The sequence below is a fragment of the Bariatricus sp. TF06-38A genome, from assembly GCF_027690675.1.
GTDB lineage: Bacteria > Bacillota > Clostridia > Lachnospirales > Lachnospiraceae > Allocoprococcus > Allocoprococcus comes.
Map to the genome: position 1 here is coordinate 322,951 of NZ_JAQFCE010000002.1, position 12,538 is coordinate 335,488.

The following is a 12,538-nucleotide window of genomic DNA, read 5'->3' on the forward strand; positions in this document are numbered from 1 at the left end:
TGAAAACGTTAGGACAGATATGGAGGTTTTACAGTATGGCAGGAATAAGAACGGAGAACAAGATTTATGAAGTCGGCATTTACTGCCGCTTATCAAAGGACGATGGCACGGATAACGAGAGTGCGAGCATTGCGACACAAAAATCCATCCTCACGGATTATGTGAAAAGGCAGGGATGGCATTTAGCAAAAACGTATGTTGACGATGGCTACTCTGGAACAAATTTCCAAAGACCAAGTTTCCAGAATATGATTAAGGACATTGAAAACGGGCTGATAAACTGCGTGATTACAAAAGATTTATCCCGTCTGGGGAGGAACTATCTTGATTGTGGGTTATATCTGGAAGTCTTTTTCCCAGAGCATAACGTGAGGTATATAGCGGTCAATGACGGCGTGGACACCTTAAACAAATCCGCTATGGACATCACGCCTTTCCGCAACATCCTAAACGAAATGTATTCTGCCGATGTGTCAGTCAAGATAAAATCGGCGTACCGTGCGAGGTTTCAGCAGGGGAAATTCATGGGAACAACAGCCCCTTATGGCTATGTCAAAGACCCTGCCGACCACAACCATCTGCTGATAGATGACAAAGTTGCCCATGTGGTAAGGGAGATATTCGACCTTGCGTTAGCGGGCAACGGCATCGCCAAAATCCGCAAGCACATCAACAAACAGCATATCCTACGCCCTGCCGCTTATGCGGTGGAGCAAGGGGCAACAGGCTATGAGCGGTACTTTGAGGATAACGAGGAAAACCGTTATATTTGGAGCGAGAACAGCGTGAGGGGCATTTTAAGAAGCCCGATATATGCGGGCAACCTTGCAGGCTACAAGCGGATTGCAGCCAACATGAAAAGCAAGAAACGCCCCTCTAAGCTGCCCGAAGAATGGGAAGTGATACCAGACACCCATGAGGGGATAGTCACGCAGGAGGAATTTGACACCGTACAGCAGCTTATGACGAGCCGCAGGCGGGAGCAGAACGCAGGGGGATTTGAGAATATCTTTTCGGGCGTTATCAAGTGTGCGGACTGCGGCTATGCGATGCGGGCGGCGAGTGCCAACAGGAGGAAACGCCCCGACATCATCGACTGCGTACAATACACCTGCAATAATTATGGCAGATATGGCAATGTTATGTGTACCGCACACAGCATTGAAGCGAGGGACTTATTCAATGCCGTCCTTGCCGACATCAACCGCTTTGCGGATATGGCGGTCAATGATGAAAAGGCGGTCAGAGCCATAGAAAGGCGGCTCACGGAAACAGACCAGAGCAGGGCGAAATCATTAGAGAAAGAAAAGAAGAAGCTGAACAAACGCCTTGCGGAGCTTGACAGGCTGTTTTCCTCTCTCTATGAGGACAAGGTAATGGAGCGTATCACGGAGCGGAATTTTGAGATGATGTCGGGGAAATACCAGAAAGAGCAGCTTGAAATTGAAGCACGGCTGAAAGAGGTAACGGAAACGCTCAATGACAGCTATGAGAAATCGCAGGGCGTGAGGGACTTTCTATCCCTAATCCGCAACTATCAGGGGCTGAAAGAGTTGGACGCAACCATCATAAACGCACTCATAGACAAGATACTTGTTTCGGAACGTGAGAAACTTGCGGACGGGACAGTAAGGCAGGAAATCAAGATTTACTATAAATTCATCGGCTTTGTCGGTGAATTACATATCACACCCACAAAGCGGTGGACGGCGTTAAAGCCTAAAAATTGTACGGTGTGCGGTGTTGAATACGTCCCCAGCTCTGGAATATCAAAGTATTGTCCCGCTTGTGCTAAGAGGATACAGAGGGAGAAATCAAACGAGAGCAAACGCAGGAGTAGGGAGAGGAACCGAAGGGCATGTATTGAACTGTCCGCAAAAAATGACCGACTGACTTGGAGCAGAGAGCAGGACGAACCGTCCGGCAGGGAAACAAAAATCCGAAAGTAGATATTGTCCGTTACGTTACAGAAGGAACTTTCGATGCTTATCTATATCAGATTATAGAGAATAAGCAGAAATTCATCTCTCAAATCATGACCAGTAAAAGTCCGGCAAGGTCAGTGGAGGATATTGATGAAGTGGCACTGTCTTATGCAGAAATCAAAGCCTTAGCAGTTGGAAATCCGTATATAAAAGAGAAGATGGATTTGGATATTCAGGTATCAAAGCTTCAGTTATTGAAACAGAGTTTTCTCAGCCAGAAGTATGAAATGGAAGATAAAGCAGTGCGATATTTCCCAAATGAAATCAAACAGTGCGAACAACGGATTGCGGATTACGAATCAGATATTGCATTGGCAAAGGAAAATACGCCGCCAGACCGGGAGACCTTTCCGGCGATGCAGATTCATGATGTTGTATATACAGAAAAGAAAGAGGCAGGACAGGCAATCATAGAAGCCTGTAAAGCAATGAAGTCAGCAGAAGCGGTGCTGCTTGGAAGGTATCGTGGCTTCCCAATGAAACTATCTTATGATTCTTTTCAAAAGGTATTTATCATTTCCATGTATGGAAAACAAGTATATCATGTACCGCTTGGTTCAGATATTCATGGTAATATTACCCGTCTGGATAATAAGATTCAGGAACTGCCTGACAAGATGTTACGGTGGCAGGACGAGTTAGAAAACCTCAAGGTACAGTTGGAAAATGCCAAAGAGGAAGCACAGAAAGAGTTTCCACAGGAAGAAGAACTGGCAGAAAAAGTAGCAAGGCTTGGAGAATTAAACGTACTTCTGGATATGGATAAGAAAGACCAGGTGCTGTTGGACGATGGAGAAGGAGTGGAGATAGAACCGGAACAAAAGAAAAAAGAGCGTGAGCGGTAAAAGGGATTCAGTCTGCCAGAGAGTTTCTGGCAGATTGAATGTGAAAATCGCACAGTCGTTTTCTCCTGAGAAACTTGTTATAGTTAGCAAAAAAGAACAGGAGGAAGTAGAGCATGAAATCATTATTTTCAGAAAACGATATTGTTTTACCTGAGTGGTTGGGAATTCTATTGGAAAAAGTAGACAGAGATACGGTTCAGGAATTACTTGCAGAACACGAGGAATATCAGACTTTCTGCGCAAAGAGAAAAGAATTGTTGAACCAGTATCCAGTTATAGAAAAATTATTAGATGATAACGGTGAAGTTAGAATATCAGAGCAGGAACATCAGGCAGTATTGGAGTATTTGCAAGTCAGAGATAAAATAGAGAACAAAGAACGCTTGTACCATTATTTGTACGGACATATCCATTGTTATGAATATATGAAAAAGATTGGAGTGATAAAACATGAAAATCAGTGATTTTGATATTTATCATTTACCGCCTTTAATGGGAATGTTTGTAGATTATCTTGAAAATGAATGTGAAAGATTGCTGCAGGAATCGCCGCAATTTACTGAGTTGCAGAGAGAAGACCATGAGTTGTTGGACGAATATCCATTCTTAAATATGATTACCGACAGCAATGGAATCACGAAAGCGTTGGATTTGAATTATGCAGAGACAGAAGCCTTGGCGAAATTTTGTTTAGTGGAAGATGATATAAACTGTTGGAAACGGTTGCAGATGTACTTATTAGGGATAGCACATGCGATGGAGATCATTGAGTTATTGAAGTTGGATTAGTAAAAACATGGAGCTTGTATAGGAGAAGAAACTATGTTAATCTGTTATAAACAAACGGAAGAAAAGGAAGATACGGAAAAAGAAAGAGGTGATACTATGGCAGAGAATACTACAAAAGAATTAGATTTTGACCGGAAGCATGAAGAAGATTTACAGCGTCTGAGGGGACTGAGATTGTTGGACGATGATTTCATGCAAAAGGTATTTGAGGATAAAGCGTGTACGGAATTTTTGCTTCAGATTATTTTAAACCGTACAGATTTGAAAGTATTGCGAGTGAACGGACAGCAGGATATTAAGAATCTTCAGGGACGTTCAGTAAGACTGGATATACTGGCGGTTGATGCAGACAACAGAGTATATAATATCGAGATACAGAGAAGTGATAAGGGTGCCGGAGTGAAAAGAGCAAGATACAACAGCAGCCTTATCGATGCAAATGTGACAGAGCCTGGTGAAAAATATGAAAATTTGTGTGAATCCTATGTTATTTTTATTACAGAAAATGATATAATGAAAGTGGGATTACCAATCTATCATATTGACAGAACGGTAAAAGAAACAGGCGAATTGTTTGGTGATGAATCGCATATTATATATGTGAACTCACAAATTAAAGACGAATCTGCATTAGGAAAGCTGATGCATGATTTTTCCTGTACCGATGCCAAGGATATGAAATATAAAATTCTGGCAGATCGAGTTCGATATTTTAAAGAAGATGAGAAAGGAGTTGCGACTATGTGTAGAGCGATGGAAGAAATGAGAAATGAAACTGCACGTGAAACAGAACATGCAAAAGCAATTAAAGTTGCAAAAGGTATGTTGCAGTCTGGTAAATTATCATATGAAGAAATAGCTGAAATAGCAGAATTGTCCATAGATGAAGTCAAAGCTCTGGACGAAAAAGTGATTGCTTAGCATGAAAATGCTACATAACCGGGTGGTTTCCTGAATGGGAAATTGCCCGGTTATTTTTATGCCCGGATATGAAAATATCAATTCAGGGCAGGAAAGGAGAGGAGCTTATGCCATATATACCACCTCAGGTTGTGCAGGAAGTAAAGAGAATAGACTTGCTGACGTATCTGAAAAATTATGAACCTTATGAGTTGGTTCACTTTTCCGGTAACACTTATACCACCAGAACGCATGACAGTTTGAAGATATCTAATGGTAAATGGATGTGGTGGAGTAGAGGAATTGGTGGCAGGTCAGCACTGGATTATCTGATTAAAGTAAAAGATTACAGCTTTTTGGAGGCGGTTGAATTGCTTGCAGGACAGGCAAATATTCAACCGCCTCTTTCTGTATCTGAGCAGCTTCCAGTGGAAAAACATCTGTTGTTACCAAAAGAAAATCGGTATCACACAAATGTGTTCAGTTATCTTACTGGACGGGGAATTGACAATGATATTGTTCGATTCTGTATAGAAACTGGAAGAATTTATGAGAGTGCGTATCATCATAATGCAGTTTTTGTTGGTATGGATCAACAGGGAAAACCACAATATGCAGCACTTCGTGGAATCAATACAGATTTTATTGGAGAAGCAAATGGAAGTGATAAGAATTATTCTTTTTTAATTCCGGCAGAGAAAATGAGTGATAAAGTGCATGTATTTGAATCGGCTATTGACCTGTTATCTTATGCAACGATGCAGAAATTGGACGGGAAAGAGTGGCGGACGGAGCATTTATTGTCGTTGGCGGGTGTGTATCAACCTGCAAAAGAGATAGAAAGAAGCAAAGTCCCAGCGGCATTGACACGATTTTTGAAGGAACATTCGGATGTAAAAGAGATTGTATTACATTTGGATAATGACCGTACCGGAAGACTTGCAACAAAAGCAATCCAAACAGTTGTACCCAAAAAATATCGTGTGAAAGACCAACCACCAACGAAAGGCAAGGACTGTAATGATATGTTGTGCCTGAGATTAAATCTTGGATTAACAAGGCGGGAGAAGTCAAAAAATCAGAAAAGCAACCGTCCATGGGAACGCTGAGCAGGAAGAAAGGAGGCGGAATTACATGAAAATAGTGAAGTATGAGCTGTCATTGGTTCAGAAAAAAGAGTTGATTTTAACGATGGAAGATAATGTGGACAGCGAAAATCTGTTGAAGATTTTTCTGGAAACACAGGTGAAAGAAGAAAAAGAACAAGACGGCTTGATTGGAATTATTGCTGAAAAGGTATCAGAAGAAAGCTGTACGGAGCAGTGTGAAAGCTGTCAAAAGTATTGTCCGGCGAGTGAAGAATGTATGGCAACTGATGAAAATGTACGCTGTACAGAGTGTGAATATTTGTGTAAAACTTGTGGGCGATGTGAACTAAAAGAGGAAAAAGACTTCGGACATGATTGCGGGCAGGAGTGCAAAGAATGTGGATTTGCTTGTACAAAATGTGGTTGTTGTACAAATCCAATGTTGGAATTACAGCCAGGAAAGCATTTGTTTTTCGGAAGGTAAATTCTTTGGTACCCGGAGCAACGAGACGGGTGCAGAAGAATACACAATACCAGCAAGCAACGCCTTTGGATTGCCACACAGGTTTCCTGTCTGTCAGTCCAGCGGCAGCTTGTCAGGGAGAATCCCTGAAACCCTTAGAAAAATTTACAATATGGAGAAACAGGAGACATGAAGAAAATGATTTTATTTGTTGCAGGAATATTTGTAGGAAGTGCGGTCGGTGTAATTGCAATGTGCATTTTACAGGTGAACAGAAAATAAGTGAAGGAGAAAGAAAATGGCAAGTATTGATTTGACAATTAGAAATAAGAAAAAAGAAGCAAAACGTTATGAAGCGTATTTAAAGAAGTTGGGCAAAAAGAAAGTGGAACAGAAGAAAGGGGAACAGAAGAAATGATAGCAGAAAAAGTATTTGCGGAAGGAGTGGCAAAGGATATTCGTAATTATCTTCCACCAGAGTATGAAGATGCAGATTTTCAGGTCGTGCAGAAAAATAAAAATAATGGAATTCAGTTAATAGGAGTACAGGTAAGTCTTCCGGAAAGAAATGCAAGTCCGATTATTTATATGGAACAATTCTTTGATGAAATCCGACAAGGGGAACCTGTTGAGCGTGTAATGAACAGGATTGCAAGTTGTATAGAGAAATCGAGCCGGGCTCCATTTATGAATAGCGGGATTGATCTGACAAACTATGATTCGTTAAAAGAGCATCTGGCAATTAAACTTGTGAACACACAGGCAAATCGAAAGATGCTGCAGGAAATGCCTCATGAAAATATTGAAGATTTATCTGCTATCTGCTATGTGGATTTCCCAGTAGATTCTAGAGAAGGAAAAGCGACTATGGAGATAAGAAATCAATATCTCAGTATTTGGAATATTGATGAAAAAGCGTTGTTTCAACAGGCAAGGGCAAACACACAGCCGATAAATACACCAGTTCTTCAGACAATGTTTGGAACATGGAAAAGCCTTTTTGATGAAGACGCATGTGTAAAGAATCTATTAGATGAGAATACAACGGAATTTGGACTTAGTTCGCATGAAACAGCCTATGTACTTACGAATATGGAAAAGCAGTATGGAGCATCTATGATTACTCAACCAGAGGTTTTAAATAAACTCAATCAGCTTTTTCCAGAAGGATTTTATGTTCTTCCGTCATCAGTCCATGAAGTTTTGATTGTACCGGATAATGGTGAAGTTGAACCAAGAAGATTGGGCGAAATGGTGCGGGAAGTAAACCGGGCAGAGGTTAAGCGTGAGGAGGTTCTCTCAGACAGAGTTTACAGCTACGATAAAGAAAAACACCAGATTCGCCAGGAACCAGATTCTATACAGAAAGCAAAGGAGATGGAGCGTTGAGAAAACGTAATGTAGCAATTCTTTTTCGGTTGAACAAAAAGGAAGCCGAGGCATTGGATAAGAAAGTAAAGAAAAGCGGACTGAACCGAGAAGCGTACCTGAGACAGTTAATCTCCGGTGTTGTTCCCAAAGATGCACCGCCGCCAGATTATTATTCTATGATGCGGGAACTTCACAAAATTGGAAATAACTTAAATCAGATTGCACAGAAAGCACATGTGTTAAATGTGGTAGATGTGCAGAGATACGATCAGGAAGTGCAGAAGTTCAATGAAGCAGTCCGTAAGATTACAGAAGCAGTAATACTTCCGGAGAAAAACGAATCATGGCAGTGACATCAATCTGGAGTATCAAAGGTTGGATAGGAAAAGTAATTAAGTATGCGGAGAACCCGGACAAGACGAAAGAGAACAATGAAGGGCAGATATCTGAGAATCAATCACAATCCACACAGGGATTAGAGGATGTAATTACCTATGCGGTGAATACTGAAAAGACCAGACGGGGACAATCTGAATCTATGGAAAGGGAACTTGTCGGAGAATCGGAAGAACTGATGGAACAGTATGTATCTGGAGTTAATTGTGCACCGACAACCGCCAGAGAAGAAATGATCGCAGTCAAAAAGCGTTTTGGAAAAGAGGACGGAATTGTTGCATTTCATGGATACCAGTCTTTTGCACCGGGAGAATGTAATCCGGAAATGGCACATGAGATCGGAAAGAAGCTGGCAGAAGAATTGTGGGGCAGTCAGTATCAGGTATTGATTGCAACCCATTTGGATAAGGCAAATCATCTGCACAATCATTTTGTGGTGAACTCAGTTTCATTCCTTGACGGAAAAAGATACCACAGGACAAATCAGGATTATCGTGATATGCGAATGGTGTCGGACCGTTTATGTAAAGAATATCAGCTATCGGTTGTGCAACAGCCAGAACAGGGAAAAGGAAAACATTATGCCGAGTGGCAGGCAGAACAGCAAGGAAAGCCGAGTTATCACAGCATGGTAAAAGCAGATGTTGATGAAGCAATCCGAAAAGCGAGGACTGAAAAACAGTTCTTTTTTTATTTGCGGGAAAAAGGATATTCTTTTAAGTTCGGGAAAGACATTACCATTCGCCCGGAAGGACGGGAGCGTGGTCTGAAGTTAAAGAGAAACTTTGGAGAGAATTATTCACTGGAAGCAATCCGGGTTCGAATTCTGGAAGAAAATGAATTACCTGCCGAGAAGAAACTTTCGGTTCGTAAGACTTACCGGATTCGGGTATCCGGCAACTTCAAGCAGACAAGAAAGATCGGAGGACTTCGGGGATTGTATCTGCATTACTGTTATCTTTTAGGAATCCTACCGAAGAACCGCCCGTCAATGTCTGCCAAACAAATTCATGTATTGTTCCGAGAGGATTTATTAAAACTGAATACCATTTCCAAAGAGACAAAGCTGCTCTGCCACTATCACATTGATACTGCGGAGCAGCTTTTTTCGTTGAAAGACCGTTTGCAGAAACAAATGGAGCAGTGTGTGGAGGAGCGGAAACACTTGCGTTATAAGATTCGGGCAAACAGACCGGAAGAAGAAATACAGGAGCTGAAAGAACAGCTCAAAGGTCTGACAGAAGAAATTGGAACGCTCAGAAGGGAGGTGGTGGTTTGCGATGGGATTGCCGCACGTTCCAAGGTGATTGAAGAAAAATTTAAGATGGTGCGGGAAGAAAAAGAGAAGAAGGAGGAACAAAGCCATGAACACATCAGGCGAAGCCGCTGACCAGGTAGTACGAATGTCTCTGGAAGTCGGTGAAGCTGCATTGAAAATCAGCGGTACAGGTGCGAAGCATCTGGCAGTGATGTTGTATGCAGTCTTAAAAGAGAAGAAAAAGACAAAAGGCAGGGCAAGACTTGAGACACTGGTCAAATCGGGTAGACCACTGACGGTGTTTTCAGTGAAAGAAAGTGACCTGAAGCAGTTTGTGCAGGAAGCAAAACGATATGGCGTGTTGTATTGTGCAGTCCGAAATCCTAAAGGAAGCAGTGACGGACTGGTAGATGTGATTGTAAAGGAAGAAGATGCACCAAGAATCAACCGTATCGTAGACAGATTCCAGTTCGCATCTGTTACAGAAGCGGCGAAGATTAAGACGGAAATTGAACGGACACGTGCAGAAAAAGCGAAAGCCGGAAAATCGGAGAAGCAGGAAAAGAAACCGGAAAAGGTACAGATTCAGCAGGAAAAACAGGGACAGGCGGAGCCGGAGAAAGATTATCCACAGAAATCCAAGGAGGATCAGCTTATGGACGAGCTGTTTGGAGAGCCGGTGAAGAAAGAGGGGAAAGAGCAAAACCCCTCTTTGGCAAAGACAACCAAATCCCGTCTGTCCGAGCCTACCTCAAAGAAGCAAGAGAAAACCGCAGAGGGTACTTCTAAGTTATACGCTCCGGAAAAACCAGAGAAACCATCGGTCAGAAAAGAACTTCGGGAGATACAGAATGCAAGGAAGAAAGAAGCGGAGTGGCGTGAGCATAGAAATGATCCGGTGAGAAATCAGGGCAATAAAGATCGGAATCAGATTCGCCACCAACAGCCACAACAGAAACGAAAACCAAGAAAAGGGAAAGAGAGGTAAATTTTATGGATAACAGTTTTGATTCTTTATTAAATGTATCTGCCGTACCACAGGACGATAAGGTACAGGCATTTATCGCAGAGAGTAAGAATAACCGGAATCGTTGCTATGAGTTGTCAGAACAGGTAACCGCACAGGTAGCGACAGACGGTCAGATGTTCCAGAAATATCTGGACGTGCAGAGTACCTTTGACCGTTATACGGCAAATAATGCACTTCTGATTCTTGCACAGAAACCAGATGCACAGAGATTAGGGGATTATGGATATTGGAGAGACCATGGAACTTATGTAAAACGTATGGAGCGTCAAAATCCAATTTTAATCATGGAGCCGGGAAAGACTTATGAACGTGAAGACGGTTCGATAGGAACGTATTACAATGCGAAAAAGTTGTATGATATTTCCCAGACAACGATGACGGATAAGACGGCAAAAGAAAATCAGTATGATGAGAGAAGCCTGATCCGGGCATTAGTGAGCAATCCTCCGGCAAATATTGTTGCAGCAGAGCCTGATCAGATGCCTGATGAAAAGGGGGCATATTTTGAACCGGAAGAAAAATGCATCTATGTAAGAAAGGGCATGGACGCACAGGAAATTTTTCAGAGCCTTGTGTCGGAACTGGTATTTGCAGGATATGCAGAAGGCAATCCGGACTATGACAGGAGTGAAGATGCGTTCCACGCATATTGTGCGTCCTATATGTTGTCTAAAAAGTATGGAATGGATATCAGCCAGTTTGATTTTACCCATGCACCGGAGTTTTTTGAAAATATGGAACCGCAGGAGGTAAGAGGAGAACTTTCCAAAGCGAGAGATGCAGCCAATGCAATTTCCGGAAGAATGGCGAAAGTGTTGGAACAGGATAAAAATCTGAACCAGCGTCAGCAGGGAAGAGCAGAGAATGGTCAGAAAGAATCTGAAGCAAAAACAGGCGAACAGAAAACACAGGAGCATGACCGTGGTATGGCACGCTAAGAACATCCGGGAAAGGAGAAAACAAAATGAGCAGTGATACGATTACGTTAGAACTGGATAAATATGAGAGTGGCGTAGTGTTCCATTCCCTAAAGGACAAGCGGAATCAGATGCTGAAAGAGGGAAAAGATACGGAGCTTGTCGATGATGTTTTAATGAAAGTCATTGAGAAAATCGAAGTACCGTCGGAGAAGGAAAAGCGAGGACGCAGAAGCCATGAAGAACGATGATGAGCAGAGCAGTCTGATGTTGGCGGTAATTGGAATTATCCCGGTTATCTGGTTTGCGTTACTTGTCGCACCTTATCTTTCGTCTGGTCTTATGGGGATTCTGGATGGAGTCCCGGAAGCAATGAACCATCCGTTTTCCATTCGGTTATGTGGGGACAGTGTAAAAACTGTCCTTATTTTTTTGCTGGCTTACGGTATGGGAATTGGGATTTATCTTTCTACCAAGAAACATTACCGACGAGGTGAAGAACATGGGTCTGCAAAATGGGGGAATGTGAAGAAAATCAATCGCAGATACAGGGAGAAGCGATTTACAAAAAATAAGTTGCTGACCATGCATGTACGAATCAGCTACAATATGCGAAAACATTTGCGAAATGTATTGACGGTTGTGATTGGTGGTTCCGGTTCAGGAAAGACCAGATTTTTTGCAAAGCCGAATCTGATGCAGGTGAATACCTCTTTTGTGGTTTTAGATCCAAAAGGGGAAAATCTGAGAGATACCGGGTATCTTCTGGAAGAAAAAGGATATGAGGTAAGAGTGCTTGACCTGATCAATATGGAAAAGAGCCATTGCTATAACCCGTTTGTATATCTGAAGGATGATAACGATGTGCAGAGACTGGTGACGAACCTGTTCAAAGCGACTACACCAAAAGGCAGTCAGTCCAACGATCCATTTTGGGATACCGCAGCTTCCATGTTGTTACTGGCACTGATTTTCTATCTGAGATATGAAGCACCAGAGGAGGAGCAGAATTTCCCGATGGTAATGGAAATGCTTCGTGCCGGAGAAGTCAGAGAGGACGATGACCAGTACCAGTCACCGCTTGATGAATTGTTTGAGCGGTTGGAAATGAAGAACCCGGAACATATCGCAGTAAAGTATTACAAAGATTATCACTCTGGTAGTGCCAAGACATTAAAATCCATTCAAATCACATTAGCCGCAAGACTTGAGAAATTCAACTTATCCAGTCTGGCAGCACTGACTGCAACAGATGATTTAGACCTGCCATCACTGGGAGAGCGGAAAGTGGCTTTATTTGCGTTAATCCCGGACAACGACACCAGTTACAACTTTCTGGTGTCAATTTTATATACCCAGTTATTTCAGCAGTTGTTCTATCTGGCAGACCATAAATATGGTGGAAGACTTCCGGTTCATGTGCATTTCCTCATGGACGAATTTGCAAATGGTGTGACACGTTCTACGCCTAAAACGGTGGGAATAACCGACAAAAG

15 protein-coding genes are annotated in these 12,538 nt (G+C 42.3%); all 15 read left to right on the forward strand.

Going from position 1 to position 12,538, the window contains the following annotated elements; translation table 11 throughout:
* The first annotated feature begins 35 nt into the window (after window positions 1–35).
* On the forward strand, window positions 36–1,949 hold the full coding sequence (locus tag PG418_RS03745; protein ID WP_498837077.1) for a recombinase family protein: 1,914 nt from the start codon (window positions 36–38) through the stop codon (window positions 1,947–1,949).
* Complete coding sequence (locus PG418_RS03750; protein ID WP_226851473.1) at window positions 1,895–2,830, forward strand: hypothetical protein; 936 nt, start codon at window positions 1,895–1,897, stop codon at window positions 2,828–2,830. The genes PG418_RS03745 and PG418_RS03750 overlap by 55 nt, the downstream gene beginning before the upstream one ends.
* A 113-nt stretch (window positions 2,831–2,943) precedes the next feature.
* Window positions 2,944–3,294 carry a DUF6664 family protein gene (locus PG418_RS03755; protein WP_173739899.1) on the forward strand — a complete coding sequence of 117 codons (351 nt, stop codon included), beginning with the start codon at window positions 2,944–2,946 and terminating at the stop codon, window positions 3,292–3,294.
* Entirely contained in the window at window positions 3,281–3,619 is a 339-nt protein-coding gene (locus PG418_RS03760; protein WP_226851472.1) for a DUF6664 family protein, read from the forward strand. Before PG418_RS03755 ends, PG418_RS03760 begins: the two co-directional genes overlap by 14 nt.
* Window positions 3,620–3,715: 96 nt before the next feature.
* Window positions 3,716–4,540 (forward strand): PD-(D/E)XK nuclease family transposase, encoded by an 825-nt coding sequence (locus PG418_RS03765; protein WP_195479795.1) that lies wholly within the window; start codon window positions 3,716–3,718, stop codon window positions 4,538–4,540.
* Between the two features lie 107 nt (window positions 4,541–4,647).
* The gene (locus tag PG418_RS03770) at window positions 4,648–5,628 is read left to right on the forward strand and encodes a DUF3991 and TOPRIM domain-containing protein (protein WP_064786993.1); all 981 of its coding nucleotides are present in this window, start codon (window positions 4,648–4,650) and stop codon (window positions 5,626–5,628) included.
* Window positions 5,629–5,653: 25 nt separating this feature from the next.
* Window positions 5,654–6,091: a hypothetical protein gene (locus tag PG418_RS03775; protein WP_227189560.1), complete on the forward strand. Its 438-nt coding sequence runs from the start codon at window positions 5,654–5,656 to the stop codon at window positions 6,089–6,091.
* A gap of 168 nt (window positions 6,092–6,259) precedes the next feature.
* Window positions 6,260–6,352: a DUF3789 domain-containing protein gene (locus PG418_RS03780; protein ID WP_080656577.1), complete on the forward strand. Its 93-nt coding sequence runs from the start codon at window positions 6,260–6,262 to the stop codon at window positions 6,350–6,352.
* Between the two features lie 132 nt (window positions 6,353–6,484).
* Window positions 6,485–7,459: a DUF5688 family protein gene (locus PG418_RS03785; RefSeq protein ID WP_368276614.1), complete on the forward strand. Its 975-nt coding sequence runs from the start codon at window positions 6,485–6,487 to the stop codon at window positions 7,457–7,459.
* A complete protein-coding gene (locus tag PG418_RS03790; protein WP_028087751.1) occupies window positions 7,456–7,794 on the forward strand; it encodes a plasmid mobilization protein in 339 nt (112 codons plus the stop codon). The genes PG418_RS03785 and PG418_RS03790 overlap by 4 nt, the downstream gene beginning before the upstream one ends.
* Entirely contained in the window at window positions 7,785–9,227 is a 1,443-nt protein-coding gene (locus tag PG418_RS03795; protein ID WP_368276615.1) for a relaxase/mobilization nuclease domain-containing protein, read from the forward strand. Before PG418_RS03790 ends, PG418_RS03795 begins: the two co-directional genes overlap by 10 nt.
* Complete coding sequence (locus PG418_RS03800) at window positions 9,202–10,083, forward strand: PcfB family protein (protein WP_368276616.1); 882 nt, start codon at window positions 9,202–9,204, stop codon at window positions 10,081–10,083. The genes PG418_RS03795 and PG418_RS03800 overlap by 26 nt, the downstream gene beginning before the upstream one ends.
* A 5-nt stretch (window positions 10,084–10,088) precedes the next feature.
* Entirely contained in the window at window positions 10,089–11,063 is a 975-nt protein-coding gene (locus PG418_RS03805) for a hypothetical protein (RefSeq protein ID WP_498837078.1), read from the forward strand.
* A 26-nt stretch (window positions 11,064–11,089) separates the two neighbouring features.
* Complete coding sequence (locus PG418_RS03810; protein ID WP_006426173.1) at window positions 11,090–11,293, forward strand: hypothetical protein; 204 nt, start codon at window positions 11,090–11,092, stop codon at window positions 11,291–11,293.
* A partial coding sequence (locus PG418_RS03815; RefSeq protein ID WP_498837079.1) for a VirD4-like conjugal transfer protein, CD1115 family occupies window positions 11,280–12,538 on the forward strand: 1,259 nt, incomplete at its 3' end. The genes PG418_RS03810 and PG418_RS03815, both read left to right, overlap by 14 nt.